Below are 25,816 nucleotides of genomic sequence, written 5' to 3'. Positions count from 1 at the left end.
CCCCTCCAGAGCGCCCGTCCGCGCTGGCTTGCGTTCTCAACCCCGATGGCAGGAACCATGGAACTCCAGATCAACGACAAGACTTACCAGATCACCTCCGATGCCGAGACGCCCCTGCTGTGGGTGATCCGCGATGAACTCGGCATGACCGGCACCAAATACGGCTGCGGCCTGGCCCAGTGCGGGGCCTGTTCCGTGATGGTCGATGGCGAGGTGCTGCGCTCCTGCGTCATGCCCGTCGGCGCCATGGCCGGACGCAAGGTCACCACCATCGAGGCGGTCACCGCCGATCCGGTCGGCCAGAAAGTGGTCGATGCCTGGGTCCGGCACCAGGTGCCGCAATGCGGCTATTGCCAGTCTGGCCAGGTGATGGCTGCGACCGCCTTGCTGAAACAGGTGGCCCAGCCCAGCGACGAACAGATCGTCGGCGCCATGGTCAACCTCTGCCGTTGCGGCACCTACAACGCCATCAAGGCCGCCATGCATGAGCTCTCCGGCGGCACGGGCGCACCTGCAGCCGCTGCTGCGGCCACCACGCCCGCTGCACCGGCCGGCGCAGCGGGCGTCAACAAGGCCGCCGTGGCCGCTGCCGCTGTGGTCGGCGTGGGGGCCGTCGCCGCCATCCAGTGGAGCAAGACCCAGAAGGCCAAGGCCGGCAAGGAGCAAGCATGAACCAGCCGCACGATCTTCCCCTGAACGAATTGCTGCCGGATGGTGAGCCGGTCAACATCTCGCGCCGCCGCTTCCTGCTGGCCTCGGCCGGCACCGCCGCCGGTTCGCTGGTGGTCGGCTTCACCTTGCCGGCCGGCAATGCTCGCGCCCAGGCCAATGCCGCGCCGGCAGCGCCCGGCACGCGCGTGCCGGCCTTCCTGGAAATCCGACCCGACAACAGCATCCACCTGCAAAGCCCCTTCGTCGAAGGCGGGCAGGGCATCTTCACGGCCATGGCGCAGATCGTCGGCGAAGAACTCGATGCCGACCCCGGACGTTTCGTGGTCCACAACGCGCCCGCCAATGACCAGTACAAAGTGATGGACATCGGCATCCGCATCACCGGCGGCAGCATGTCGGTGCGTACCAGCTATCCGACCATGCGGCGTGTGGGCGCACTGGCGCGCCACCTGCTGCTGCAGGCGGCCGCCAATCAATGGCAGGTGCCGCTGGACAGCCTCACCACCGAGCCCGGCCGTGTGGTGCATGCGGCCAGCGGCCGCTCGATCAGTTACGGCGAACTCGCACCCAAGGCGCTGGACCTGCCCAATCCGCCGCTGGAGACCATCAAGCTCAAGGACGACAAACAATTCCGCTGGATCGGCAAGCCGCTGGCCCGGCTCGACGTGCTGGACAAATCCACGGGCCGCGCGCAATACGGCATCGACACGCAAGTCGAGAACATGCTGCAGGCCGCCGTGCAACACGCACCGCGCCTGGGCCTGGAGGTCGGCAGCATCCGCAATGAAGCCGAGGTACGCAAGATGACCGGCGTGCATTCGGTGCATCGCCTGCCGGGCGCTGTCGCCGTCGTGGCCGAGCGCTGGTGGAATGCCAAGCGTGCGGTGGAAGCGCTGCAGGTGGACTGGAGCGACCCCGGCCCGGCACCGGATCGCCGCTATGTGCCGGCCGACTTTTCCACCGAAGGGTTTGCCGAGCAGTTGGCCAAGTCCACTGCGGCCGTCGATGAAGCCGAGACCGAAGGCGATGTGACCAAGGCCCTGGCCGGTGCCAAGACCGTGGTGCAAGCCAGCTACCGCAGCCAGTACCTCAATCATGCCCAGCTGGAACCGCCTTCGGCCACGGCCCGCTTCAATGCCGATGGCACGCTGGAGATGTGGCTGCCCAACCAGGCCCCGGAAATGTTCCAGGCCGCCATCGCCAAGCAGACCGGATTGTCCCCGGAAAAGATCACCATCCATTCGCCCTTGCTGGGCGGCTTCTTCGGCCGGCACTTCCTGTACGAGACGGCCATGCCCTTCCCCCAGGCAATCCAGCTGGCCAAGGCCGTGGGCCGCCCGGTCAAGGTGATCTGGAGCCGCGAAGAAGAATTCGCTCGCGACACCATGCGCCCGATGGCGGTGGTGCAGTTCCGTGCCGGCCTCGATGACAAGGGTTTCCCCATCGCCATCGAAGCCATCAGCGCCACCGAAGGGCCGACCGAATCGATTGCCAACAAGCGCAACAAGATCGACCCCACTGCGCTGGAAGGATTGGCCGGCAAGTCCTATCAGTTTGCCCACAAGCGCATCGGCCAGCGTTTCGTGAAGAATCCGCCCATCGTCGGCTACTGGCGCTCGGTCGGCAATTCGATGAATGACTTTTTCTACGAAGCCTTCCTCGACGAGATCGCCGACAAGGGCGGCCAGGATCCGCTCGATGTGCGCCTGCGCCTGCTGCAGGGAAATGATCGCCTGACCACGCTGCTCAAGGCGGCCGTGGATCTCTCCGGTGGATGGAAGCGCGGTCCTTTCACCGCCCCCGACGGCACGCGCCGTGCGCGCGGTGTGGCCATGGCCAAAGCCTTCGGTACCGAGACCGCAGCCATTGCCGAAGTCTCCATCGAGAACGGCCAGGTGCGGGTGCATGACATCTGGGAAGCCATCGATCCGGGCCGCATCGTCAACCCGGCCATTGTCGAGGCCCAGGTCAACGGAGCCGTCACGCTGGGCTTGTCGCAGGTGCTGCTGGAAGAAGTGGTCTACAAGGAGGGCGCACGGGTGGCACGCAATTACGATCTCTATCCCATCCTGCCGCCGCAGCGCATGGCGCGCGTGCATGTGAAGATCATCGAGAGCGGTGCCAAGATGGGCGGCATCGGCGAGCCGCCCCTGCCGGCCGTGCCGCCGGCGGTGGCCAATGCGGTTTCGCACCTGACCGGCCAGCGCATTCGCAGCATGCCGCTGTCGCATTACACCTTCAAGGCCTGATGGCAGACTGACGCATCCATGACTGATCAAAAAAACGGCAAGCTGCGCGTCTTCCTGCTGATCCTCGCCGCGCTGCTGATCGCCGCAGCGTGGGTCGCCCTGCGCACTCCGGCCTCGCCTTTCGACAGCGCAGCTGCGCCGCCGCCGCCCTCCGCCGCGCTGATCCAGCGCGGCGAGTATGTCGCGCGCCAGGCTGATTGCGTGGCCTGCCACAGCACGCCCAAGAGCAAGCCCTTCGCCGGTGGACTGGAGATGGCCACTCCGCTCGGTGCCATCTACGCCACCAACATCACGCCCGACCGCGGCAGCGGCATCGGTGACTACAGCCTGGCCGAATTCGACCGCGCGCTGCGTCACGGTGTGGCACGCGATGGGCACCGGCTCTATCCGGCCATGCCCTATCCGTCCTACGCCAAGATGTCGGATGAGGATGTGAGCGCGCTCTATGCCTACTTCATGCATGGCGTGAAACCGGTGGTGCAGGCCAACCAGGAGAGCGACATCCCGTGGCCGCTCAATATGCGCTGGCCGCTGGCGTTCTGGAACCTGGCCTTTACCAGCCCGCATCCCTACCAGCCCGATCCGAAACAGGATGCCCTCTGGAATCGCGGTGCCTATCTGGTGCAGGGTGCGGGCCACTGCGGCAGCTGCCACACGCCGCGCGGCGTGGCGATGAACGAGAAGGGGCTCGATGGCGGCCATCCGCTGTACCTGTCCGGTGCGCTGCTCGATGGCTGGTATGCCCCCAGCCTGCGCGGCGACGTCAACACCGGCATCGGCCGCTGGAGTGAAGCCGAGGTCGTGCAATTCCTCAAGACCGGCCGCAACCAGCACGCGGTGGTGTTCGGTTCCATGGCCGATGCCTTCAACAACTCCACGCAATTCCTGAGCGACCCCGACCTGCAGGCCATCGCCCGTTACCTGAAGTCGCTGCCGGGCGATCCCAAGCGCGATGGGGAACCGTGGAAATACGATAACGGCACCACCACCGCCCTGGCCGCACAACGCCTGGACAGCCCCGCTGCACGCACCTACATGGCCAAGTGCGCGGCCTGCCATGCGGTCGATGGTCGCGGGCGTGCGCCGTGGATTCCGCCGCTGGCCGGTGCCGTCTCCTCGCTGGCCAAGGAGGATGCATCGGCCATCAACGTGACTTTGAATGGCTCGGTGCGCGTGGTCGCTGATGGCGTGCCCGATTCGTATCGCATGCCGCCCTTCCGCAGCCAGTTGAGCGATGCCGAGATTGCCGACGTGCTCAGCTTCATTCGCAGCAGCTGGGGCAATCATGGCGGTGCGGTCAAGGTGGACGACGTCAAGACTCTGCGCGACCGTACCAATCCGGCCAGCAGCAATCCCATCGTCTTGCAGATGCGCTGAATCGTTTTTTCATGAAGTCCCGTTCGGACCGCTGACCTTTGCAGGCAGCGGTCCTTTTTTCATGACGGGAGGAAAGAGGAAAAGCTGGCGCGAAGGATGAAAACTTAGAACGCAGTACCGGCCGTCTTCATCGCCGCCACCGAATGCACCGGCGTCAAGGCCACGCCATTCTTGACGGCCAGCACCTCGGCCATCACGCTCACCGCGATCTCGGAAGGCGTCTTGCTGCCGATATAGAGCCCGATGGGCCCGCGCAGGCGCGCCAGGCTTTCTTCGGTCTGCTCGAAGTGGGTGATCAAGCGGTCCTTGCGCGCAGCACTGTTGCGGCGCGAACCGATGGCGCCGACATAGAACGCCGGACTGGCCACCGCTTCCAGCAGTGCCAGGTCATCCAGCTTGGGATCATGGGTGAGGGCGATGACGCAGCTACGCTGATCGGGACGGAAATCCAGCACCGCATCATCGGGCATGTCGGTGACGATGCGCACGCCCTCCACCGACCAGCTGCCCAGGTATTCCGAACGCGGATCGCAGATCGTCACCGCAAAGCCGTTGAAGAGCGCCATCGTCGCCAGGTATTCGGCCAGCATGCCGGCACCGATCAACAGCATCCGGTAATCCGGCCCCATGGTATGGCGCAGCGTATTTCCATCGAACAGCAGTTCGGCCGGTGACTCGCTGACCTCGATGCGGCTGCTGCCATCGTGGCAATCGACGCGGCGACAGACCAGTTGGCCACGTTCCAGCGTACTCACCAGTTCGTCCAGCATGTTCAGCGCAGGATCAAATTCGAGCAGCAGCGCCAGCGTACCGCCGCAGGGCAGGCCGAAGCGATGCGCTTCATCGGCATCGATGCCGTAGCGCACCTGTTGCGGTGATCCTGCCTGGCCCCATGTGGCGGGGCGCTGGCGCAGGTACTGGAACAGCAGGTCATCCTCGATGCAGCCGCCGGAGACCGAACCGATGAGCCGGCCATCGTCGCGGATGGCCAGTTGCGAGCCGACCGGACGCGGCGACGAGCCCCAGGTCGAAACCACGGTGGCCAGCAGCGCGCTGCGCCCATTGCGCCGCCATTCGCGCAGGGCGCGCAAGACCTTGAGGTCGGAAGTATCGTTCATTGCGGCATCAGTTTACGTTCGATCGGAGGTCCAGTCTGCCATGACATCGGCACAGGAACTAATTAGCCGGGCTTATAGACCAATTAAGCCCGGTCCCGCTAATCCCGGTACCAATGATGAGGCAGAATCTGCAAGCTCGCACGCAGTGTGTCCGCATGCCTTTCTGCCGAGGCGCGCGGTAGCGGATGTCGCGGGAATGACTCGCTTGTCGCTGCGATGGTCCCGGAATTTCAGGCAAGAATCATCGCGAAATAGGTCTGTCTTCGCGCGCTGCAAGACGCCACAATCATCCATTTTCAAGACAGGTTGCCCACCCCTGACCTGTTCTTTCTCAACGCCAGCTTATTGGCTCGTTTACTGAGGAGATCCCCATGCCAGTCCACGCTTATGGCGCACACGCCGCCGACAAGCCACTCGAACATCTGGAAATCACCCGCCGTGCCACCGGCCCGCACGATGTGCAGATCGACATCGCCTATTGCGGCATCTGCCACTCCGACCTGCACCAGGTCCGTTCCGAATGGGCCGGCACCCAATACCCCTGTGTCCCCGGTCACGAGATCGTGGGCCGTGTCGCCGCCGTCGGCAACCACGTCAGCAAATTCAAGGTCGGTGACCTGGTCGGCGTGGGCTGTATCGTCGACAGCTGCCAGACCTGCCCGGATTGCGAAGAAGGCCTGGAAAACTATTGCGACAACATGGTCGGCACCTACAACGGCAAGACCGATGACGCCCCCGGCTGGACCATGGGTGGCTACTCGCAGCAGATCGTGGTGCACGAGCGCTACGTGCTGACGGTCCGCCATCCGGAAGCCGACCTGGCCGCCGTGGCCCCGCTGCTGTGCGCCGGCATCACCACCTATTCGCCGCTGCGCCACTGGGGTGCCGGTCCCGGCAAGAAGGTCGGTGTGGTTGGCATCGGCGGCCTCGGCCACATGGGCATCAAGATCGCGCACGCCATGGGTGCGCACGTGGTGGCCTTCACCACCTCGGATTCCAAGCGTGCCGATGCCAAGGCCCTGGGGGCCGATGAAGTGGTGGTCTCGCGCAATGCCGAAGAGATGGCCGCGCATGCCAAGAGCTTCGACTTCATCCTCAACACCGTGGCGGCACCGCACGATCTCGATGCCTTCCTCTCGCTGCTGAAGCGTGAAGGCACCATGACCCTGGTCGGCGCACCAGCCACGCCGCACCCGTCGCCGAATGTCTTCAGCCTCATCATGAAGCGCCGTTCGCTGGCCGGTTCGTTGATCGGCGGCATCCCCGAAACCCAGGAGATGCTGGACTTCTGCGCCAAGCACAACATCGTGGCCGACATCGAGCTGATCCGCGCCGAAGAAATCAACACCGCCTATGAGCGCATGCTCAAGGGCGACATCAAGTATCGCTTCGTGATCGACAACGCCAGCATGGCGGCCTGAGGGCCAACGGCTGACCTGATGGCACGGTGAATGAAATCGGGCGGGCACCCACAAGGTGTCCGCCTGATTTTTTGATTACTGAGCGAAGTGGGGGAGCCTCAGTCCCTGACGACTTCACCACCGAGATACTGCGCATCGGTGACCGGCTCCATCCACTCCACGTTCTTGCCATCAAGCAGTTCGGTGATGGCCACGTGCGTCATGGCAGTGGTGTCGGTGGCACCGTGCCAGTGACGGCGTTGGCACGGACACCAGACGACGTCGCCGGCGCGGATCTCGGTGCGCGGGCCGCCTTCGCATTGGGTCCAGCCGACGCCTTGCGTCACGATCAAGGTCTGGCCCAGCGGATGGGTGTGCCACACGGTGCGCGCACCGGGTTCGAAGGTGACGATGGCACCGCCCGCGCGCGCCGGTTCTTCACCCTGGAAGAAACTGTCGATGCGCACATGGCCGGTGAAGAAGGAGGCCGGTCCCTTGGCCGATGGGGTGCTGCCGTTGCGAATGATCTTCATGGAGATGTCCTTTCGTTGGAAGAAGGCCGGCGATCCTGGCGGGCCGTGAGCGCCGCCAGCAAGGCTGCGGCCAGCAGCACGCCTGCGCTGGCAAAGAAAGTGATGTGATGGCCGCCGTGGTCAAACAGCAGTCCGCCCAGGGTGGACCCCAGGCCGATGGCCAATTGCACCAGCGCCACCATCAGCCCGCCGCCGGCTTCGGCATCGTGCGGCAGGGTGCGCGCCACCCACGACCACCAGCCCACCGGTGCGGCCGTGGCGACCAGACCCCACAGCGCCAGCAGCAAGCTGACCGGCAGGACGTGATGGCCGCAGGCCACCAGCGCCAGGGCGATGACGGCCATCAGCAGCGGGATGAAGACCAGCGTGCCGTAGAACGAACGGCGCAGCAGCCGTCCGATGAGCGTAGTACCGATGAATCCGGCCACGCCGATGGCCAGCAGGATCAGCGACAGGGTTTGCACCTGCACCCGCGTTTCGCTTTCGAGGAAGGGGCGCAGATAGGTGAAGAGCGTGAACTGCCCCATGAAGAGCAGGCTCACGCCCGCCATGCCCAGTGCCACCAGCGGTGTCGCCAGCAGGGCCAGTGGATGCGTGGGCGCGGTGTGGCGCGCGGCCGGACGCATGGCCGGCAGGCTGAGCGCCTGCCACAGCAGCGCCAGCAAGGCCACCGGTGCCAGGCACAGGAAGGCGCCACGCCAGCCGATGAGTGCGCCGAGGTAACTGCCCAGCGGGGCGGCCACGACGGTGGCCAAGGCATTGCCGCCATTGAAGACGGCCAGTGCACGCGCCACGTCCTGCGGCGGCACCAGGCGGATGGCGGCGGCGGCCGACATCGACCAGAAGCCGCCGATGGCGATGCCGATCAGTACGCGCCCCGCCATGTAGACCGGATAGTTGGGGGCCAGCGCAATGACCGGGCCGGAGATCATCATCAGCGCCGTCAGCCACAACAGCAGCGTCTTGCGTGGCAGCTGCCCGGCCAGGCGCGCAATGCTCAGGCTGGTGAGCACGGCGAAGGCGCCAGAGACCGAGATCGCTTGCCCGGCCAGGCCTTCGCTCACGCCCAGATCCTGTGCGATGGGCGTCAACAGGCTTACCGGCATGAATTCGGAAGCGACCAGGGCAAAGGCCGTGAGCGTCATCGCGAAGACGCCGCCCCAGTGCGCCTGTACCGGGGTGTCGGCGGCCTGCAGTGAAGAGGTGGTGCAAGAGGAACTGCTCATGATGATGTCGGGCAAGACTGTGCCCGCCGCAGCACGCCGAAGATCAGCATGCACGGGTCGCAGCGCTTGCCGTGGAGAATGTGAAGGCAATCAGTGTCGCGCGCGTGCGCCGTATTGACTAGGTAATCAATCCTTAATTACCCTATTAGAAAAACTAATCAATGAATCCCGTCCCCCTTCGGCACCGACCCCGAGTTTCACAGGCGCGGCCTCCGGCTGATCCGGCTTTATTGCTCACCACAGGAAGGGTGGCTGCATGATCAAACGCAATCTCAATGACTTGCTGGGTTTCGTGACCGTGGCGCGCGAGGGCAGTTTCACGCGTGCCGCCGCCACGCTTGGCGTGACGCAATCGGCGCTGTCGCAAGCCATCCGCGGCCTCGAAGAGCGCCTGCAGATCCGCCTGCTGACCCGCACCACGCGCAGCATCTCGCTCACGCCCGCTGGCGAGCGCCTGATCCAGTCCATCGGCAACCGCTTCGACGAGATCGAGGCCGAGCTCGATGCCCTCACCGCACTGCGCGAAAAACCTGGTGGCACCGTGCGCATCACCTGCGGCGACGGCATGATCCAGCGCGTGCTGCTGCCCAAGCTGGCCCCGCTGTTGCAGCAATATCCCGACATCAAGCTGGAATTCGACATGAGCTACGCCCTGCGCGACATCGTGGCCGACCGCTTCGATGCCGGCGTGCGCTGGGGCAAGACCATCGACCGCGACATGATCGCGGTGCCCATCGGCCCGCCGCTGCGCATGGTGGTGGCGGCCTCGCCCGAGTACTTCACGCGCTATCCGGTGCCGCTGCATCCGAACGACCTGATGGCCCAGGATTGCATCAACCAGCGCATGCCGTCCTCGGGCGGGCTTTACGTATGGGATTTTGAAAAGGACGGCGAAAAGATCAACGTGCGTGTGGACGGTTCGCTCATCTTCAACACCGTGCCGCCGCAGATCGATGCGGCCCTGGCCGGGCTGGGCGTGGTGCTGCTGCCGGAAGACGAGCTGCAATCGCATCTGGAGAGCGGCCAGCTGGTGCGGGTGCTGGAGGACTGGTGTCCGGTCTTCGAGGGCTATCATCTCTACTATCCCAGCCGCCGCCAGCCTTCGCCGGCGTTCTCGCTGGTGGTCAATGCCCTGCGCTACGAAAACCGGCCACGTCAGCCGGGGTGATGACAGGGTGCCTGATTCATAAGCTGGACTGATGACCGCATTCAGGCCGGCGGGACTAATCACGGACCGATGATGCAGCGACAATCAGGTCAGATCGATTGCTTTCGGATTGCCCATGTCTTCCTCTTTCCTGCCGCGCCTGACCGTGATTGCCGTGCTGATGGCCGGCGCCATGAGCCTCTGCCCGATGACGGCAGCGGCGCAGACCCGTACCCCTGCCAAGAGCCTGCCCATGACCCTGCGCATCACCATCGCCGATACCGTCCTGACCGCGCGTCTCGAACCCGGCCCGGCCGCCCGCGACTTCGCCGCCCTGTTGCCGCTGACGCTGGAGTTGTCCGACTACAACCAGACCGAGAAGATTGCCCAGCTGCCACGCAAGCTGGCCACGCGCGGCGAGCCCGAGGGCTATACGCCGCGCAGCGGGGATATCGCCTTCTATGCGCCCTGGGGCAATATCGCCCTGTTCTACAAGGACTTCGCTTACTCGAAGGGATTGGTCAAGCTGGGCCACATCACCGGCGACATCGCGGTCCTGCGTCAGCCAGGACCGTATATGGCCCTGATCGAGCAGGAATGAATCGCTGCCGCAATCAGGCCGCGTACTTGCGCAAGGCGGCCAGCGGCACGTGCAGTTCCTCGCTGGCGGCGAAGCCTTCCAGCAGGTAATCCAGCGCCACCCGCACGCGCGGCGCGATCAGCGCCCGGTGCGGGTATTGCAGGCACATCTCGTAGTTGCCCGGATGATGGCTGCGCAAGAGCAGCACCTTCAATCGCCCGCGTTGCAGATAGCGCCACGCGTGATGCACCCCGACTTCGGCGATACCCATGCCGGCCAGGGCCGCCTGGACCAGCGCTTCGGGCGAGGACAAGGTCAGCAGTGCGTGTTCGGTATTCCAGGTCATGATGCTGCCGTCGCTGCCCTGGAAATTCCAGGGTGACACCTTGCCGCCCAGAAACTTGCGCGTGATCAGGCTGTGCTTGTGCAGATCCTGCGGGCGGCGCGGTGTGCCGCGGGCCTCCAGATAGGCGGGGCTGGCGACCAGCGCCAGGTTCAGTTTGCAGATGCTGCGCGAGACCAGCGACGAATCGGCGATGCGTCCGCCCCGGATCGCCAGGTCATAGCCGTCCTGCACCAGCTCGCTGAGGCGGTCATCGAAATCCACTTCCACCGACAAGGCCGGATAGCGCTGGCTCAGGCCGGGCAGCAGCGGCAGCAACTGTTCGCGGCCGAAGGCCGCACTGGTGGAGATGCGCACGCGTCCGGTCGGTGTCGCGCGCGCCGCCACCACGTCATCGGTTGCCTGTTCCAGTGCATCGAGCGCAATGCGTGCCTGACGCAGGAAGGCACTGCCTTCCTCGGTCAGGTTCAGGCTGCGCGTCGTGCGGTTCATCAGACGCACGCCCAGCGCAGTCTCCAGTCCGGCCACATTCTGGCTCACCGCAGCTGAGGAGATGCCCAGTGTCCGCCCGGCACCGGCGAAGCTGCCGCTATCGGCTGCCTGCACGAAGGAAATGATGGCGCGTACCCGTTGCGACGTATCCATGCCGTTGCTCCCCGAAAAATGGATTGATAAGTTCATCTTGATGAATCCTAAAGGATTGCACCGCTACCGTCATGTAATCCATTTGCGCAGAATGAGCCTGTTACGTCATTCCCCGGTCCCGAACAGTTTGATTTATCCACAGGAGAAAACATGAACATCAGCATCGTCTTTGACAGCGGCTACGGCCATACCGAAAAACTCGCCCAGTCCGTGGCGCGCGGCGTGGAAGAAGTCGCAGGGGCTCACGCCACCCTGGTGCCGCTCGCCGCCGGTAGCGTGGACTGGGCTGCCATTGCCGCCAGCGACGCCATCATCTTCGGTTCACCGACCTATAACGGCACCATCTCGGCGCGCTTCAAGCAGTTCATGGAAGACTCCACCCGCCAGTCGTGGATCCCGCAGGCCTGGCGCAACAAGGTCGCGGCCGGCTTCACCAATTCCGGCGCGCTGCATGGCGACAAGCTCAATTCCCTGGTGACCCTGGCGCTGTTCGCGGCCCAGCACGGCATGCTCTGGACCGGGGTCGATCTGTTCCCCGGCAAGAGCGGTGATGAACTCAATCGCATCGGTGGCTGGCTGGGAGCGATGGCGCAATCGGACGACGCCCCCGCCGAGGTCACGCCCGGTGCCAGTGACCTGGCCACGGCCGCCTATCTGGGCAAGCGCGTGGCCGAGGTGGCGGCGCAATTCGCACGCGGCCGCGCCTGACCCCCGGACCAGCGCCCTCACCATCAAGGAATCCGCCATGACACAAGCCTCCGCAACCGATGCCCTGTTCGACATGCTTTCCAGCGTTGCCCCGGCGCTGGTCGATCTCACCCGCAAGCACGTCGTGGATGAACTCTGGAACCGGCCCGGCCTGGCCCCGCGCGAGCGGGCGCTGGTCACGGTGGCCGTGCTGGTGGCACGCAATGCCACGCTGGCCTACCCGCATTATTTCAACAAGGCGCTCGACAGCGGCGTGTCGGCCGATGCGTTGAGCGAAGTGCTGACCCACCTGGGCCCGTACGCCAGCCTGGCCAATGCCTTTGCCGCCATCGGCGCCGCGCGCGACGTGCTGCACCAGCGTGGCTTGCAGGTCGACTTGCAGGCGGCCGCAGCACCGCAATTGCTGGCCTTGGACGATGTCGTTCCGCCGACCCTTCAGGAAGCGGTCTTCGGGATCGATGAGATGGCAGCATCATCACCTGCGCTGGCGCACTTCACCGGATCGGTCCTGCAGCGGATGATCTGGTGCCGTCCCGGCCTGGCCGCGCGCGAACGTGTGCTGGTGACGCTGGCCGCGCTGGCGGCACTGGGCCAGACTGAGCGGTTCCCGGGCTATCTGGCCCTGGCCACGCATCATGGCTTGCGCAGTGAGCAGCTGGGCGAGGCGATGGCACATGTGGCCTTCTACGGTGGCTGGGGACTGGCGCAAAAAGCAGCCGCAGCGCTCAGGCCTGCGCCCTGATCCAGATATCAGTTTTCCCGATATCCATCATCGGTTTTCAGGATTGGCGTAATAACTGGACGGTCCGCATCATGCAGACCTGTCCAACAATCCGCCAAGGAAAATCATGTCTGCCATCACCACTCAAGCCGCCATCATCTGGCCGGCCGGCTATCTGCCCGGTACCACCGACAACTATGTTTCCAATGAAGTGATCATCGCCGGTCTCTCGGCGGCGCAGGTGTGGCCGCTGCTCAACGACACGCGCGCCTGGCCCGGCTATTACGGCAATGCCAGCGAGATCCGCTTCCATGATGGCAGCGGTCCGCTGCTGTCGGCGGGCGCTCGTTTCCGCTTTACGACCTTCGGCTTTGCGGTCGAAGCGGAAGTGACCGAATACCTGCCGCCCCAGCCTGGCCAGGCCGCTCGCATCGCCTGGCACGGCTGGGTCGAAGGCGATGCCGCGCAGCGTCTGGATGTCCACCACGCCTGGCTGTTCGAAGACCTGGAGGGCGGCCGCGTGCGCATCCTCACGCAGGAGACCCAGAACGGCCAGCCCGCGCGCGAGCTGGCAGCCACCTTGCCCAATCCCATGCTCAACGCCCATCAGGAATGGATCACCGGCCTGGCGCGGGCAGCGGCTGAGGCCGCCACGCCGCGCTAAGGATCAACGCAGCGGCACCAGCCCGGCCGTGGCAAACAGCAGCTGGCGTAGCCAGCGCTGCGCCGGATCGCGGTGCGTACGCTCGTGCCACGCCGCCGTCTTGGTGAAGCCAGCGATCTCCAGGGGCGGCGGCAACAGCTTCAGGCCCTCCACCCCGGCCACCAGCCGGGACGGCACCACGGCCACCAGGTCGGTGCTGCGCAAGATTTCCGGCAACACCAGGAAGCGCTTCACTGACAGGCTCACGCGCCGCTGCAGGCCGCGCTGCGCCAATGCTTCATCGGTGACGCCATGGAAGGGATCGCCCGCATACGACACCAGCGCATGATCCAGCGCGCAGAACTGCTTGAGCGAGAGCCGCTGTCCCCGCACCACCGGATGATCCTCACGCATCGCGCAGACGTAATGCTCGTCGAACAGCCGCCGCGCATGCAGGCCCGGCGGCGTATCCTGCGGCGTGGTCAGTGCCAGGTCGATCTCGCCGCGCTCCAGCCGCTCCTGCAGCGGTGCATCTTCCATCGACGCCAGCGCCACGCGGATGAACGGGGCATGCTGCTTGAGCGCCGTCAGGAAGGGCAGGGCGACCGCGCGCAAGGCATAGTCGGTGGCGGCGATGGTGAAATCCAGATGGGCCGTGGCCGGATCGAAGACCGGCGGATGCAGCAGGCCATCGATGTCGCGCAGTACGCGCTGCACCGGTTGCGCCAGTTCCAGCGCCCGTGGCGTGGGCACGATGCCGCGCTGGCTGCGGGCAAACAGGGGGTCATCGAAACTTTCGCGCAGCCGCGTGAGGATGCCGCTCATGGCTGGCTGGCTCACCCCCAGCCGCGCCGCCGCACGCGTGACGTTGCGTTCATCGAGCAGGGCGGCCAGTGCCTTGAGCAGGTTCAGGTCGAGGGTACGGAGGTCCGGTTTTTTCATGCGCGCAGAATCAGCAGGAAGAGATCTCGCATGGTAGCAAGCCCCTGCGACAAATTGCCACATTCAACAAGTGGTCATACCAGATTATGCTTGCCGCTCCTGATTTCCCATGCGGCATCCAGGGGACGGCAGCGCAGCTGCCGGGGGAGGCCGCATGCTCTGCCTATACCAAGACCAATACAAGACCAATGACGACTCACTCCGCCCGCCGGCCCGGGCCGCAGCATCGCGCACGACCCGTGTTCAAACTCACCGCCCTGTCCGGCCTGCTGGCCCTGGGCGCCGCACCTTGGGCGCTGGCGCAATCGGCCAGCGCCGCTGAGGATTCTTCACTGACGCTCGGTACCGTGGAAGTGAGCGCACGCCGCAGTGGTCCGCTGCAACTCAACAACGTGCTGACCTCGGTGGACCTGATCGGGGCCGACCGCATCCAGCAACAGCAGGTGCAATACAACTGGGAGCTGTTCGCGCAGTCGCCCGGCGTGATGCTGACCCAGTTCCGCCAGGGCAATGAATCGGGCAAGCTGTCCTTCCGTGGCTTCAATGGCGAGGGCGAGGTCAATGCGGTCAAGCTGCTCATCGACGGCATCCCCAGCAATGACAATGCGGGCGGCATGCCCTTCCTGGGCACGCTGTTCCCGCTCGATATCGCCCGCATCGAGGTTGTACGCGGCACCAACGATGCGCGCTACGGCCTGCACAACATCGCCGGCAACGTCAACATCGTCACCCGCCAGGGCGGCAACTACGACGAGGCGCGCCTGACCTACGGCAGCTTCAACACGCGCCAGGTGCAGGTGGTCAAGGGCGTGGAAAACGGCAACTGGTCCCAGAATTATTTCGTCGGCTACGAAAAATCGGATGGCTATCGCGACCATGCGCAGGCCGAGAACATCGCCTTCTCCGGCAAGTGGTTCTACACCAGCGATGATGGCCGCTATCGCACCGGCCTGAGCATCCGTCATGCCAATGCCTATGCCCAGGAACCGGGCTACCTGACGGCCCAGGATGCGCGCAGCAACCCGACTTCGTCCTATGCCTATGCCCAGTCCGATGGCGGCAACCGCCAGATGGACCAGGTCAGCCTGCACTTCGATGGCGACATCGATGACCAGCTCTCGGTCGGTGCCAAGCTCTATCTCAATCGTGTGCGTGACCAGCGCTGGCTGCGCTATTCCTCCACGACCTCGCAGCAGGAGCGCGTCATCGACGAGACCCACTACGGGCTGTTGACCAATGCCACCTATCGCCCCCGCTGGAAGGCGCTCGAAGGCATGAGCGACCTGGCACTGGAAGGCGGCTTCAGCATGGAGCGCCAGGAAGACCAGAGCCCGCGCTACAACACGGTCAACCAGGTACGCGTATCGCAGACGCGCGACCATCATTTCGTCTTCGATACGGTGGGTGCCTATGTACAGGCCGTGATCAAGCCGGTGGAGTCGCTGCGCATCATCCCCGGCTACCGGGTCGACCATGTGGGAGGACGTTTCAACGATCCCTCGCGCGGGGTGAGCTATGGCATCCAGGATTACGGCTACATCCGCCAGCCCAAGCTGAGCGTGGTCTATGCACCGATCCGCGAGGCCAGCCTGTATGCCAACTGGGGCCGCACCTTCCAGGTCGGCGCGGGCGCGGCGGCCTACAAGTCCAACAACAATGACCTGCGTCCTTCCATCAATGACGGCTGGGAAACCGGCGTCAAGTTCACGCCGGTGGACTGGCTCGATGGCCGCGTGGCGGTGTGGGAGCAGCGGGCCTCGGATGAGGTCAAGCGACGCCTGAACGATCCCACGGGCGATTCGGAAAACGTGGGACGCACGCAGCGCAAGGGTGTCGACCTGCAAATCAATCTGCGCGCCAGCAAGCGCACCACGCTGTGGCTGGCGTATTCGCGCCAGCGTTCGGAAATCATCACGCCGGACCCGACCGCACCCAACACCCTCGGCAAGGAAATCGACCACGTGCCGCGCCAGGTGTATTCCGGTGGCATCGATTACCAGGCCACGGCGGACCTGAAGCTGTCGGCCTCGGTCAACGGCCAGGGCAGCTACTACCTGACCACGGCCAATACCGGCGGCAAGTACGGTGGCTATACGCTCTTCAATGCCAGCGCGACCTATCAGGTCAACGACAAGCTGAGCCTGGAACTGCAGCTCAAGAACCTGGCCAATCGCTACTATGAATATGTCTGGATCAACGACCAGACCCGGCATGCACCGGGGGATGGGCGGGCGGTCTACCTCTCTGCCAATGTGAAGTATTGAGCAAAAAATACGGAAGGGCAGGCAGCCGCAATGGCTGCCTGCCCTTCTTTTTTTCTGCTTATCGGGCAGCGATTACGGTCATCTCGACCAGCAGATTGGATGCGCCCAGTCTGGCTTCGAGCGTAGTACGGGCCGGCGCGGTTCCGGCAGGCACCCAGGCATCCCACACCGCATTCATGGCCGCAAAGTCGGCGATGTCGCGCAGGTAGATGGTGGTCGAGAGGATGCGCTCCCGGCCGGTGCCGGCTTCCTGGAGCAGGGCATCGATCCGGGCCAGCACTTCGCCGGTCTGGGTCGCGATGTCGGCCTCGGCATGCGGTCCGCCATTGGCGGTCTGGCCGCACAGGTAGACCAGGCCGCCATATTGGACGATCTTGCTCATGCGCGCATTGGTGTGTTTTCTCTCGATGCTGTGGTCGGTGGTGCTCAAGCGATTCTCCTGTCAACGATGGATCATGTCACTGCCATGGGGCTGCCCCGGATCATTCCGGGGCCAGCGGTTCGGTATCGGCCAGTGCCGCCAGCGAAGCCAGCGCAATGGGTTTGAGCGGCGTGCGGATGTGATAGGCGCCGACTTCCTCGGGCGACTTGTGCAACGCCTGCGCCAGCATCTGCGTGACGGTCAGGCCGCACATGCGTCCCTGGCAAGGACCCATGCCGCAGCGGCTGAAGAACTTGGTCTGGTTCGGCCCCTGGCATCCCAGGCGTGCCATCTCGCGGATCTGTCCGGCCGTGACCTCTTCGCAGCGGCATACGATGGCCTCGTCCGGCGGCTGCGCGAGCCATTGCGGCGGACGATAGAGTGCGTCCAGGAAGGGACGGATCCGCAGATGCCGGTCACGTTCCGCCTGCGCTTCCCGCACGCTGGCGGCGCACGTGGGCGCATCAATTTTGCCCACGGCCAGTGCGGCATGGGCGGCCGCAATGACGCCCGCCGGTTCTGCCGCACGGGCGCCGGCAATAGCGGCACCGTCGCCGGCAATGCGCAATCCGGGCAGGGAGGTCTGGCCGCCTGCGTCCACTACCGGCGTCCAGCAGAGATTGATGGCATCCCACTGGTGATCGAGGCGCAGCTGGCGGCTGAGCTGCGTATTGGGTACCACCCCGTGATGCAGCAGAACGACCTTGGCCGCCAGCGTGTGGCGCTGTGGTCCGATATTGAACTGCACCTGCTGTACCTGATGCTCGCCCTCGATGCGCAGCTCGCTGGCACCTTGATAAAGCGGTACGCCAGCCCGGCGCAAACGCCACAGCATCTTCAGACCCTTGATCAGATAGTGCGGCGCGCCCAGCGCTGCGGGCAGATGACGCAGGGCGCGGCGCAGGTTTTCGCGGGGCGCTGTCTGCACCACGGCCGCGACTTCGGCCCCCGCCTCCAACAACTGGCAAGCCACCAGCAACAGCAGCGGGCCCGCACCGGCCAGTACCACCGGCCCCTGCGGCACCGAGGCCGAGGTCTTCATCGCGATCTGCGCGGCACCGGCGTTGAGCACGCCCGGCAAGGTCCAGCCCGGCACCGGCGAAGGCCGTTCCATGGCGCCGGTAGCGGCAATGATCTGGCGCGCCCGCACGCGTGAGGAACGCTCATCCTGCTGGAACGTGACCACCAGATCCTCGGTGATCTCCCAGACCACGGCACCGCGACGATAGTCCACGCCGCATTGCTGCAGGCGCTCGGCGAGACTGCGTCCATGGCGGTAGTCCGGTCCCAGTACTGCTGCTACCCTGGGCGGCACTTGCGTGACATTGCGATAGATCTGGCCGCCCGGGTGGCTCTGCTCATCCAGCAGCAGCGTCTTCAGACCGAGCGCGGCCGCATGCAGGGCGGCGGACATGCCGGCCGGCCCGGCACCGATGATGATCAGATCGTGAGTGGGGGCCATCATGCCGGGTCTCCCACGTGACGCGCGCCGTCGGGCAGGCGGACCTGCATCCCTGCATGCACCTGCACCATGCAGGATTGCACGTTCTGGCGGCCATCGACCTCGACCAGGCAATCGAAGCACACCCCCATCAGGCAGAAGGGGGCGCGCGGACTGCCCGAGACCGGCGTATGCCGCAAGGGGACGACGCCCGCATTGAGCAGGGCAGTGGCCAGGCTTTCACCTGCGCGTGCCCGGATGGTCTTGCCATCGACCAGGATGGCAATGTCGGCGCGCTGGTCTTCACTGGCCGTCAGCATGGACTTGAACATGGAATCGCTCCGCTTTGAAGGTGGAAATGGCGGCTGGCTCGGCCGCACCCCGGATCCAGTCCGCCAGGGGACCGGCGTGCATGGCGGCCAGCGTGATGCCGCTGTGGCAGGTCACCAGGAAGGCTCCCGGGCATTGACGTGATTCTTCGTAGATCGGGAAGCCGTCCGGCGTCATCACCCGCAGCGCTCCCCAGGTACGGACCACGTTGGCCCCGTCGAGCAGCGGAAAATATTTACGCGCGCGATGGGCGATGTGGGCCAGCTGATCGATCGAGGTGCGGTCATCAAATCCGACGTCCTCCTTTGAATCGCCGATCTGCACCACGCCCTCGCCGGTCTGCCGCACGTGCCCCGACGGATGGCGCAGGAAGGGCTGCATGCGTTCGGTCACCAGCACCTGTCCGCGATTGGGCGCGACCGGGGCATGCAAGCCGACCATCGGGCCCAGCGTGCGGTTGCCCAGCCCGGCCGCCAGCACCAGCTTGCCGGCGACGTATTCCTTGCCGCCCGCCTGCACGTGGAAGCGGTCGGCACGATGGACGATCTGCTCGCAGCGCACGCCATTGCGCAGGATGCCGCCCAGCGTGTGAAAGCGCTGTACCAGCGAGCGCAGCAGGCGCAGCGGGCTGACGTGGCCGTCACGCGGACCGTAGACCGCACCGACCACTTCCGGGCCGATGTGAGGCGAGAGCTGTTTCAGCGCGACCGGATCGAGGACCTCGAAGGGGTAGTCACCGACGGCGGCGCGCAGGTTTTCCAGCTTCCGTACGTAGGCCCGCAGTTCGTCCTCGTCCAGGAAGAATTGCAGGCCGCCGATCTGCTGCAGCTCCAGGTCGATGCCGTTGGCCGCCGTCAGTTCTTGCGCAAAGGAGGACCAGCGCAGCACCGAGGCCATGCTCCAGCGCGCATAGTCGGGCCGTTCTTCGCCCTTGCCCTGCACCCAGACCAGGCCGAAATTGCCGCGTGCGGCACGAAAGGCATCGTCGCCCTCGTCCAGCACCAGCACCCGTTCGCCGGCTTTGGAGAGGCCGTAGGCGATGGACATGCCCACCACGCCGCCGCCGATGACCAGCGTATCGATATCCGTTGAAATCATGATGTCTTTCCAGAGAGAATCCGGTCCAGCCCGTAGAAGCGTTCCAGCAGCGCCATCAGCACCAGGGTCAGCACGATGAGTACCGTGGAGACCGAGGCCAGCAGCGGATCGATGGTGTTGGCGATGTGGTTGTACATCTTCACCGGCAGGGTCTCGGTACCGGCGGAAGCGACGAAGATGGACATGGTCAGTTCGTCGAAACTGTTGATGAAGGCAATGATCCAGCCCCCCGCCACGCCCGGGATGATGAGCGGCAGCTCGACCCGGCGGAACACCGTCCAGGCCGATGCACCCAGCGATTGCGCGGCCTGCGCGATGGTGCGGTCGAAGCCGGTGGCTGCGGCTACCACCAGGCGCAGTACGTAGGGCAGCACGATGACCGTGTGTGCCACCGTGAGGCCCCAGGCGGTACCGGGCGAGCCCAGCAAGGTCAGCAAGCGCAGCAGTGCGATGCCCAGCACGATGTTGGGCACCATCAGCGGCGACAGCAGCAGCCCCAGCAAGGCATCGCGTCCGGGAAAGCGATACCAGGCGATGGCCATGCCGGCCGGCACCGCCAGCAAGGTGGCCAGCGTGGCTGCCGTGACGCCCAGCGACAGGCTGCGATAGAAGGCCGTCATGAAACTGTCTTCGCGCAGGATGGCACCGTACCAGCGCAGCGAGGCGCCATCGAAGGGCAGCGAAATATAGCCCTTGTCGGTGAAGGAAACGTAGACCACCATCACCAGCGGAGCCAGCATGAAGGCCGCAAAGGCGAAGTGGAACAGCAACAGCGGAAGCGGAGCGCGCGTCTTCATTGGAACACCTGCCTGTAGCGGCGCTCCACCAGGCGGTTCACGCCCAGCGAGACAGCCAGCACGATCACCAGCAGCACCACCGACAGCGCCGCCCCCAGTGGCCAGTTCAGATTGCCGAGGAATTCGTCATAGATGGTGGTCGGTACCACTTTCAGTCGTCGTCCGCCGATGATGGCCGGCGTGGCGAAGGCGCTGGCCGCGAGCGAGAACACGATCAGTCCGCCCGAAAGCACGCCCGGGATCACCTGCGGGAAGACGATGCGCAGCATGATGGTTCCCAGTCCCGCGCCCAGCGATTCGGCAGCCTGTTCGGTGGCCGGATCGAGCTTCTGCAGCGAGGCCCAGACGGCCAGTACCATCATCGGTACCAGCACATGCACCAGGGCGATCACCACGCCGGTAAAGGTGAACAGCATCTTGAGCGGTGTCTCGATGAGACCCATCGCCATCAAGGCCTTGTTGATCACGCCTTCGTTGCCCAGCAGGATGGCCCAGCCCAGGGTACGGACCACCACCGAGATCAGCAGCGGGCCCAGCACGATCACGATGGACACCGCCCGCCATCTTTCCGACAGGCGCGACAGCACATAGGCTTCCGGTACGCCGATGGCAATGCAGATCAGGGTGACCACCAGCGCCAGCCCGAAGGTGCGCAGGAAGATGCTCTGGAAGTAGTCATCGGTGGCGATGTCGAGATAGTGAGTGAGCGTGAGTTGATCGCCCGTGCCGCCACCGGCCACGAACGGAAAGAAGCTCAGCGACAAGGTCACCACCAGCGGCAGCACCACGAAGGCCAGCGTGAGCAGGGCCGCCGGTGTGCCCATCCAGTAGGGCAGGGCACTGCTGCGGGCGGTCATCGCGCGGCTCCCGCACGGGGGACCACGTGCGCATGTTCCGCGGCCCAGCGCAGGCTGACCGTATCGCCTTCGGCCGAGCTGGGGGCACCCTTGTTGGACTGGCTGATCTGCACCAGGCCCAGTGGTGTCTGCACCTGATAGAGCCAGTGATTGCCGAGGAATACGCGTGCCTCCACGCGCCCGGCCAGCATGGCGGTTTCCGGCGTGGTGAATTCCAGCTTCTCGGGACGCACGATGTATTCGACCTCGCCGTGGGTGGCCGGATCGGAGGCAGGCAGGCGATAGCCCTGGAGTTCGACGCAGTCGCGGCCCTGCATGCGGGTGCCGGCAAACACGTTGGCCTTTCCCAGGAAGGTCGAGGAAAACCGTCCGTTGGGTTGTTCGTACATGTCGTAGGGGCGGCCGATCTGTTCGATGCAGCCCTTGTTCATCAGCACCACGCGATCGGACAGGGTCATGGCCTCGGCCTGGTCATGCGTGACCATGATGGTGGTCACACCCACACGGTGCTGCAGGGCGCGCAGTTCGATCTGCATTTCTTCGCGCAGCTTGGCATCGAGCGCGCCCATCGGTTCATCCAGCAGCAGTACCGGTGGCTGGATGGCCAGGGCGCGTGCCAGCGCAACCCGTTGGCGCTGGCCACCGGAGAGCTCTTTGGGATAGCGTTGCGCCAGCGCAGCCAGGTGCACCAGCTCCAGCGTTTCCGCCACCCGCCGGTTGCGCTCGCCGCTGGCCAGGCCCTGCATCTCCATGCCGAAGGAGACGTTTTGCGCCACCGTCATGTGCGGGAACAAGGCGTAGTTCTGGAAGACGATGCCGAGGCCGCGCCGGCTTGGCTTGATGTCGGTGATGTCGCGGCCATCGAGCAGGATGCGTCCGCTGCTGGGCTGCACGAAGCCGGCGATCATCTGCAGCGTGGTGGTCTTGCCGCAGCCCGAGGGACCCAGCAGGCTGATGAATTCGCCCTTGGCCACCGACAGCTCGCACTGTCCCACGGCCACTACATCGCCGTAGTGCTTGGACAGGCCATTCAATTGAAGAAAGCTCATGGAGGAAATCCCCTGGTCTGATCTGGCAAGGAGGAGCGCTCAGCGCTCGACGGCGCGGTTCCAGCGATTGGTCCACTCGGCGCGCTGGGCATTGATGACGCCGTAGTTGGGGGCGATCATCTGGCCCACCTTCTCGGGTCCGTAGACCACGCGCTTCATGACCTCCGGTGCGAGCCTGGTGTTCTTGTTGACCGGTCCCCAGCCCTGGGCCGTGGCGAGGATGGCCTGCACCTCGGCCGACAGCACGTACTGCAGGAACTGCTGCGCCAGCTTGGGCTGCGGTGCACCTTCGACGACACAGGCGGCCGACATCAGTGCCACCGCCCCTTCCTTGGGATAGACGAATTCCACCGGTGCGCCCTGGTCGATGACCGCCTGCACGCGGCCATTGCCCCAGACGGCAAGGGCCGCCTCACCGGTCTGCAGCATCTCGGCCATCTTGCCCGGAGAGGGCTCCCAGGCCAGCACATTGGGCGCCACCTTCTTGATCATGGCGTCGAAACCCGGTGCGATCTTTTCTTCGCTGCCGCCGTTGAGGCGCGCCATCATGACCAGCGTCAGCAGGCCATAGCCGTTGGTGATGGGCGGAATCACCACCTTCTGCTTGTACTTGGGATTGGTCAGGTCCTGCCAGGAGTCGGGGGCCTTCCAGCCGTTCCTGGCAAAGACTTCCTTGTTGTAAGCCAGGCCGGTGGCGATGAAGCCGATGCCGATCGACTTGTCCCCGATCATGCGGGCGTTGGGATAGGCCTCGCGCGAGCCGCTGCCTTCTTCGATCCTGGCGCACAGGCCCTGGCCGACGGCCTGGTACATCGGACCATCGTCGATCATGGCCAGCGACATTTCCTGGCGGCCCTTCTGCGCTTGCAGCTTGGCCAGCAGGTCGGTGGAATTGCCGGATACGTAGACCACCTTGCTGCCGGTCTTCGCTTCGAACGGCGGAATGATCTTTTCCTTGAAGGCCTGTTCGGTCGAACCGCCGTAGCCGCCGACATAGACCGTTTCCGCCGCATGGGAAGTTGCCGTGGCCAGCAAGGCGGCCGCCATCGTTACGCCAAGAACGCTTCGCATCAGGTATTCCTCCGGGTAGGGACTGCAGTTGAATGGACAGCAGGAGCCCCTAGTGTAGGCAGTCCTCCGCGCCTCAAATATTAAAATTTCGAGGGTTGCTTATGCCTGTTTGTTATGTGTCTTGTTGCGGTGCAAATCAGCGAATTTACGAGGGAAAAGGCACTGCAAAGATGCGATACTGCACCTCCTTGAAGCATATTTGCCGAACCATTACAGCGAGTTGGTTATATGAGAAACAGCGTGAATTTGCGCCAGATCGAAGCCTTCTATTCGGTCATGCGCACCGGCACCGTAGTGGGTGCCGCCCAGATGATGAGCGTGACCCAGCCGGCGGTGAGCCGGGCCATCGCGCATCTGGAGATCAGGATCGGCTACGACCTGTTCGAGCGGCGCGGCCGCAAACTGGTCGCCACACCCGAGGCCCAGGCCCTTTATGCAGAGCTCGAACCGATCTATGGCAACCTCGACCGCATTGCGCAGGTGGCGCACGATATCGGGCACCAGCGGGCCGGTGCATTGCGCATTGCGACATTGCCGGCGCTCTCGCAGAGCCTGGTGCCGCGTACGGTGGCACGCTTCGCGGCGGCCCGTCCGCAGGTGTCGGTCTTCGTGCAGACCCTGCCGTCACGCCAGATTGCCGAGATGGTTGCGACCAAGCAATTCGATATAGGAATTGTCGAGTTGCCGCTATCACAGCCTTCGATTTCGATCGAACCGCTGGAACCGCTGGAGCGCGCACTGGTGCTGCCGGTCGGGCACCGGCTGGCGCGCCGCAAGCGGATCTCGCTCAAGGAGCTGGATGGAGAGCGGATGATTCTGCTGTCGCAGCACAGCTACATGCGCTACCAGATCGATGATGCGCTGTCCAAGCTGCGGGTATCGGTGCAGGTGGCCATGGAGACGCCCAATTCGCTGGTGGCCTGTGCGCTGGTGGCGGAAGGGGCCGGGATCACGCTGGTATCGCGCATCACGGCGGAACCGTTCGTCAGCGCGGGCGTCGTGATCCGGCCGGTGGTGGAAGAGCTCGATACGCGTTGCGCCATCATCTTCCCCTATCCCGGCAAGCGGCTGGCACTGGCGGAGACATTCGCAGCCGACCTGCGGGACGAGCTCAGGCGCTGCCAGTCCGCCTGATCCGGGGCTTACCGGTCCGCGCTGGCTTGTGCGCCAGCAGCGCCAACAAGGCCTGGTTTTCCTGCTGCATGGTCTGCGACAGCTCCACCGCCATGAATTCAATGAAGGCGCGTACGGCCGGCACCAGTCCGCGCCGCGACGGAAACACCGCATGCAGCTGATGCGGCGTGCCACGATGCTGAGGGAGCAGCACCCTCAATTGACCGCCTTCGATGGCAGCGTGGCAGACGTTGAAGGGCAGCAGTGCCACGCCGGCACCGCCGATGGCAGCCTGCATCGCCAGATGCATGTCGTCCGTCACCATGGCTGCGACGTAGTCGATCTCGGCGACTTCTCCCTGCGGACCGTGCAGTCGCCAGCGCTGGGCCTGGCCCGGCATGCCGCCGGGACCCAGGCCGCGTTGTCCTTGCAGAGCCTCCACGCTGTCGAAGGGCCCGTGCTGCCGAATGTACGCAGGGCTGGCAGCCAGTACCTGCTGGCTGGTGCCGAAGGTACGCACCACCAGGTTGGAATCTTCCAGCGTACTCCTGACCCGCATGGCCACATCGAAACCCTCGCCGATGACATCGACCCGGCGATTGCTCAATTCCAGCTCCAGCCGCACATCAGGATGGGCGCACAGGAAGCGCGCCAGCAGCGGCGCCAGGAAGATGTGCGCCACTCCCATGGGCGAACTCACCCTTAGCCGGCCCGCAGGTTTGGCCCCGGCCTGTTCACTCACTTCCACCGCTGCTCGCGCCGCCTGCGTCATGGCTTCGCAGTGGGTAAAGAAAGCCGCACCCACATCGGTGACACGCACCACCCGTGTCGAACGTTGCAGCAGCCGCACGCCCAGTCGCTGTTCGAGCTCGGCCACCCGGCGGCTGATGCGTGATTTGGGAATGTCGAGCGCACGGGCGGCTGCCGAGAAGCTGCCGTGCACCACGACAGACGCAAACAAGGCGAGATCGTTGAGGTCTTCCATGCGCGCTCCGACGATGAGGGAAAGCCTGATTATAAGATCGGCATTGTTCCATGCATGGAACAATCTGGTGCGCCGATGATGGCTAG

The 25,816-nt window shown here is 64.8% G+C and carries 25 protein-coding genes; 11 read left to right on the top strand and 14 right to left on the bottom strand.

The window, feature by feature from the left end; all coding sequences use genetic code 11:
• The first annotated feature begins 57 nt into the window (after positions 1-57).
• From J2X56_RS17205 to J2X56_RS17195, 3 genes are read left to right on the top strand one after another with little or no spacing between them, the layout of a single operon-like run.
• Positions 58-672 carry a 2Fe-2S iron-sulfur cluster-binding protein gene (locus J2X56_RS17205; protein ID WP_310161168.1) on the top strand — a complete coding sequence of 205 codons (615 nt, stop codon included), beginning with the start codon at positions 58-60 and terminating at the stop codon, positions 670-672.
• On the top strand, positions 669-2,921 hold the full coding sequence (locus tag J2X56_RS17200; protein ID WP_310161166.1) for a molybdopterin cofactor-binding domain-containing protein: 2,253 nt from the start codon (positions 669-671) through the stop codon (positions 2,919-2,921). Before J2X56_RS17205 ends, J2X56_RS17200 begins: the two co-directional genes overlap by 4 nt.
• 18 nt (positions 2,922-2,939) lie before the next feature.
• Complete coding sequence (locus J2X56_RS17195; RefSeq protein ID WP_121040983.1) at positions 2,940-4,298, top strand: cytochrome c; 1,359 nt, start codon at positions 2,940-2,942, stop codon at positions 4,296-4,298.
• A 104-nt stretch (positions 4,299-4,402) separates the two neighbouring features.
• Here the strand turns inward: J2X56_RS17195 and J2X56_RS17190 are convergent, their stop codons facing one another.
• A complete protein-coding gene (locus J2X56_RS17190; RefSeq protein ID WP_204726868.1) occupies positions 4,403-5,416 on the bottom strand; it encodes an XdhC family protein in 1,014 nt (337 codons plus the stop codon).
• 371 nt (positions 5,417-5,787) lie between these two features.
• Between J2X56_RS17190 and J2X56_RS17185 the strand changes: the two genes are divergently transcribed.
• Positions 5,788-6,837 (top strand): NAD(P)-dependent alcohol dehydrogenase, encoded by a 1,050-nt coding sequence (locus J2X56_RS17185; protein ID WP_039783185.1) that lies wholly within the window; start codon positions 5,788-5,790, stop codon positions 6,835-6,837.
• 98 nt (positions 6,838-6,935) lie between these two features.
• On the opposite strand, the gene J2X56_RS17180 is transcribed toward J2X56_RS17185, so the two are convergent.
• Complete coding sequence (locus J2X56_RS17180; protein ID WP_121040977.1) at positions 6,936-7,349, bottom strand: cupin domain-containing protein; 414 nt, start codon at positions 7,347-7,349, stop codon at positions 6,936-6,938.
• A complete protein-coding gene (locus J2X56_RS17175; protein WP_121041364.1) occupies positions 7,346-8,575 on the bottom strand; it encodes an MFS transporter in 1,230 nt (409 codons plus the stop codon). The genes J2X56_RS17180 and J2X56_RS17175 overlap by 4 nt, the downstream gene beginning before the upstream one ends.
• A 256-nt stretch (positions 8,576-8,831) precedes the next feature.
• On the opposite strand from J2X56_RS17175, the gene J2X56_RS17170 reads away from it, so the two are divergent.
• Together J2X56_RS17170 and J2X56_RS17165 are read left to right on the top strand one after the other, a co-directional pair.
• Positions 8,832-9,743 (top strand): LysR family transcriptional regulator, encoded by a 912-nt coding sequence (locus J2X56_RS17170; protein WP_134134301.1) that lies wholly within the window; start codon positions 8,832-8,834, stop codon positions 9,741-9,743.
• Positions 9,744-9,858: 115 nt separating this feature from the next.
• Complete coding sequence (locus J2X56_RS17165) at positions 9,859-10,323, top strand: cyclophilin-like fold protein (protein ID WP_310161160.1); 465 nt, start codon at positions 9,859-9,861, stop codon at positions 10,321-10,323.
• A 13-nt stretch (positions 10,324-10,336) separates the two neighbouring features.
• On the opposite strand, the gene J2X56_RS17160 is transcribed toward J2X56_RS17165, so the two are convergent.
• Positions 10,337-11,290 (bottom strand): LysR family transcriptional regulator, encoded by a 954-nt coding sequence (locus J2X56_RS17160; RefSeq protein ID WP_310161158.1) that lies wholly within the window; start codon positions 11,288-11,290, stop codon positions 10,337-10,339.
• A 150-nt stretch (positions 11,291-11,440) separates the two neighbouring features.
• Between J2X56_RS17160 and J2X56_RS17155 the strand changes: the two genes are divergently transcribed.
• The 3 genes from J2X56_RS17155 to J2X56_RS17145 all read left to right on the top strand — a co-directional run bounded on the left by J2X56_RS17155 (position 11,441) and on the right by J2X56_RS17145 (position 13,383).
• Positions 11,441-11,998 carry a flavodoxin family protein gene (locus J2X56_RS17155; RefSeq protein ID WP_121040969.1) on the top strand — a complete coding sequence of 186 codons (558 nt, stop codon included), beginning with the start codon at positions 11,441-11,443 and terminating at the stop codon, positions 11,996-11,998.
• Between the two features lie 37 nt (positions 11,999-12,035).
• Positions 12,036-12,740 (top strand): carboxymuconolactone decarboxylase family protein, encoded by a 705-nt coding sequence (locus J2X56_RS17150; protein WP_310161155.1) that lies wholly within the window; start codon positions 12,036-12,038, stop codon positions 12,738-12,740.
• A 106-nt stretch (positions 12,741-12,846) separates the two neighbouring features.
• Positions 12,847-13,383, top strand: coding sequence for an SRPBCC domain-containing protein (locus J2X56_RS17145; RefSeq protein ID WP_134223774.1), 537 nt, complete (start codon positions 12,847-12,849; stop codon positions 13,381-13,383).
• A 3-nt stretch (positions 13,384-13,386) separates the two neighbouring features.
• Here the strand turns inward: J2X56_RS17145 and J2X56_RS17140 are convergent, their stop codons facing one another.
• Positions 13,387-14,304, bottom strand: a complete 918-nt coding sequence (locus J2X56_RS17140; protein WP_134134310.1) for a LysR family transcriptional regulator — start codon at positions 14,302-14,304, stop codon at positions 13,387-13,389.
• Between the two features lie 188 nt (positions 14,305-14,492).
• On the opposite strand from J2X56_RS17140, the gene J2X56_RS17135 reads away from it, so the two are divergent.
• Positions 14,493-16,568: a TonB-dependent receptor gene (locus J2X56_RS17135; RefSeq protein WP_375163930.1), complete on the top strand. Its 2,076-nt coding sequence runs from the start codon at positions 14,493-14,495 to the stop codon at positions 16,566-16,568.
• 58 nt (positions 16,569-16,626) lie between these two features.
• On the opposite strand, the gene J2X56_RS17130 is transcribed toward J2X56_RS17135, so the two are convergent.
• Genes J2X56_RS17130 through J2X56_RS17095 form a run of 8 tightly spaced genes read right to left on the bottom strand, consistent with a single transcriptional unit; the run spans position 16,627 to position 23,632 of the window.
• Complete coding sequence (locus J2X56_RS17130; protein ID WP_083859679.1) at positions 16,627-16,998, bottom strand: RidA family protein; 372 nt, start codon at positions 16,996-16,998, stop codon at positions 16,627-16,629.
• 52 nt (positions 16,999-17,050) lie between these two features.
• Positions 17,051-18,454 carry an FAD-dependent oxidoreductase gene (locus tag J2X56_RS17125; RefSeq protein WP_310161148.1) on the bottom strand — a complete coding sequence of 468 codons (1,404 nt, stop codon included), beginning with the start codon at positions 18,452-18,454 and terminating at the stop codon, positions 17,051-17,053.
• Positions 18,451-18,762, bottom strand: a complete 312-nt coding sequence (locus J2X56_RS17120; RefSeq protein ID WP_121041360.1) for a (2Fe-2S)-binding protein — start codon at positions 18,760-18,762, stop codon at positions 18,451-18,453. The genes J2X56_RS17125 and J2X56_RS17120 overlap by 4 nt, the downstream gene beginning before the upstream one ends.
• On the bottom strand, positions 18,734-19,858 hold the full coding sequence (locus tag J2X56_RS17115) for an FAD-binding oxidoreductase (protein WP_121040959.1): 1,125 nt from the start codon (positions 19,856-19,858) through the stop codon (positions 18,734-18,736). Before J2X56_RS17115 ends, J2X56_RS17120 begins: the two co-directional genes overlap by 29 nt.
• On the bottom strand, positions 19,855-20,655 hold the full coding sequence (locus J2X56_RS17110) for an ABC transporter permease (protein ID WP_310161144.1): 801 nt from the start codon (positions 20,653-20,655) through the stop codon (positions 19,855-19,857). Before J2X56_RS17110 ends, J2X56_RS17115 begins: the two co-directional genes overlap by 4 nt.
• Positions 20,652-21,512 carry an ABC transporter permease gene (locus tag J2X56_RS17105; protein ID WP_121040957.1) on the bottom strand — a complete coding sequence of 287 codons (861 nt, stop codon included), beginning with the start codon at positions 21,510-21,512 and terminating at the stop codon, positions 20,652-20,654. The genes J2X56_RS17110 and J2X56_RS17105 overlap by 4 nt, the downstream gene beginning before the upstream one ends.
• Entirely contained in the window at positions 21,509-22,561 is a 1,053-nt protein-coding gene (locus tag J2X56_RS17100) for an ABC transporter ATP-binding protein (protein ID WP_227022541.1), read from the bottom strand. The genes J2X56_RS17105 and J2X56_RS17100 overlap by 4 nt, the downstream gene beginning before the upstream one ends.
• Before the next feature lie 39 nt (positions 22,562-22,600).
• Positions 22,601-23,632 (bottom strand): ABC transporter substrate-binding protein, encoded by a 1,032-nt coding sequence (locus tag J2X56_RS17095; protein WP_227022542.1) that lies wholly within the window; start codon positions 23,630-23,632, stop codon positions 22,601-22,603.
• Positions 23,633-23,872: 240 nt separating this feature from the next.
• Between J2X56_RS17095 and J2X56_RS17090 the strand changes: the two genes are divergently transcribed.
• A complete protein-coding gene (locus J2X56_RS17090) occupies positions 23,873-24,766 on the top strand; it encodes a LysR family transcriptional regulator (RefSeq protein WP_034334773.1) in 894 nt (297 codons plus the stop codon).
• Here the strand turns inward: J2X56_RS17090 and J2X56_RS17085 are convergent.
• On the bottom strand, positions 24,744-25,730 hold the full coding sequence (locus tag J2X56_RS17085; RefSeq protein WP_121040952.1) for a LysR family transcriptional regulator: 987 nt from the start codon (positions 25,728-25,730) through the stop codon (positions 24,744-24,746). The two genes, J2X56_RS17090 and J2X56_RS17085, sit on opposite strands and share 23 nt — an antisense overlap.
• Positions 25,731-25,816 lie beyond the last annotated feature (86 nt).

The sequence above is a fragment of the Herbaspirillum sp. 1173 genome (genome assembly GCF_031455335.1).
Taxonomy (GTDB): Bacteria; Pseudomonadota; Gammaproteobacteria; order Burkholderiales; family Burkholderiaceae_D; genus Herbaspirillum; species Herbaspirillum huttiense.
This window is presented reverse-complemented; position numbering and strand designations above follow the sequence as displayed.

Bases quoted from the DNA above. Each gene is read 5' to 3' on its own strand.
- J2X56_RS17155 (WP_121040969.1), top strand. From the start codon at position 11,441: ATGAACATCAGCATCGTCTTTGACAGCGGCTACGGCCATACCGAAAAA.
- J2X56_RS17140 (WP_134134310.1), bottom strand. From the start codon at position 14,304: ATGAAAAAACCGGACCTCCGTACCCTCGACCTGAACCTGCTCAAGGCA.
- J2X56_RS17180 (WP_121040977.1), bottom strand. From the start codon at position 7,349: ATGAAGATCATTCGCAACGGCAGCACCCCATCGGCCAAGGGACCGGCC.
- J2X56_RS17150 (WP_310161155.1), top strand. From the start codon at position 12,036: ATGACACAAGCCTCCGCAACCGATGCCCTGTTCGACATGCTTTCCAGC.
- J2X56_RS17195 (WP_121040983.1), top strand. From the start codon at position 2,940: ATGACTGATCAAAAAAACGGCAAGCTGCGCGTCTTCCTGCTGATCCTC.
- J2X56_RS17115 (WP_121040959.1), bottom strand. From the start codon at position 19,858: ATGATTTCAACGGATATCGATACGCTGGTCATCGGCGGCGGCGTGGTG.
- J2X56_RS17085 (WP_121040952.1), bottom strand. From the start codon at position 25,730: ATGGAAGACCTCAACGATCTCGCCTTGTTTGCGTCTGTCGTGGTGCAC.
- J2X56_RS17110 (WP_310161144.1), bottom strand. From the start codon at position 20,655: ATGAAGACGCGCGCTCCGCTTCCGCTGTTGCTGTTCCACTTCGCCTTT.
- J2X56_RS17100 (WP_227022541.1), bottom strand. From the start codon at position 22,561: ATGAGCTTTCTTCAATTGAATGGCCTGTCCAAGCACTACGGCGATGTA.
- J2X56_RS17095 (WP_227022542.1), bottom strand. From the start codon at position 23,632: ATGCGAAGCGTTCTTGGCGTAACGATGGCGGCCGCCTTGCTGGCCACG.
- J2X56_RS17185 (WP_039783185.1), top strand. From the start codon at position 5,788: ATGCCAGTCCACGCTTATGGCGCACACGCCGCCGACAAGCCACTCGAA.
- J2X56_RS17205 (WP_310161168.1), top strand. From the start codon at position 58: ATGGAACTCCAGATCAACGACAAGACTTACCAGATCACCTCCGATGCC.
- J2X56_RS17125 (WP_310161148.1), bottom strand. From the start codon at position 18,454: ATGATGGCCCCCACTCACGATCTGATCATCATCGGTGCCGGGCCGGCC.
- J2X56_RS17165 (WP_310161160.1), top strand. From the start codon at position 9,859: ATGTCTTCCTCTTTCCTGCCGCGCCTGACCGTGATTGCCGTGCTGATG.
- J2X56_RS17160 (WP_310161158.1), bottom strand. From the start codon at position 11,290: ATGGATACGTCGCAACGGGTACGCGCCATCATTTCCTTCGTGCAGGCA.
- J2X56_RS17200 (WP_310161166.1), top strand. From the start codon at position 669: ATGAACCAGCCGCACGATCTTCCCCTGAACGAATTGCTGCCGGATGGT.
- J2X56_RS17190 (WP_204726868.1), bottom strand. From the start codon at position 5,416: ATGAACGATACTTCCGACCTCAAGGTCTTGCGCGCCCTGCGCGAATGG.
- J2X56_RS17120 (WP_121041360.1), bottom strand. From the start codon at position 18,762: ATGTTCAAGTCCATGCTGACGGCCAGTGAAGACCAGCGCGCCGACATT.
- J2X56_RS17105 (WP_121040957.1), bottom strand. From the start codon at position 21,512: ATGACCGCCCGCAGCAGTGCCCTGCCCTACTGGATGGGCACACCGGCG.
- J2X56_RS17170 (WP_134134301.1), top strand. From the start codon at position 8,832: ATGATCAAACGCAATCTCAATGACTTGCTGGGTTTCGTGACCGTGGCG.
- J2X56_RS17135 (WP_375163930.1), top strand. From the start codon at position 14,493: ATGACGACTCACTCCGCCCGCCGGCCCGGGCCGCAGCATCGCGCACGA.
- J2X56_RS17175 (WP_121041364.1), bottom strand. From the start codon at position 8,575: ATGAGCAGTTCCTCTTGCACCACCTCTTCACTGCAGGCCGCCGACACC.
- J2X56_RS17145 (WP_134223774.1), top strand. From the start codon at position 12,847: ATGTCTGCCATCACCACTCAAGCCGCCATCATCTGGCCGGCCGGCTAT.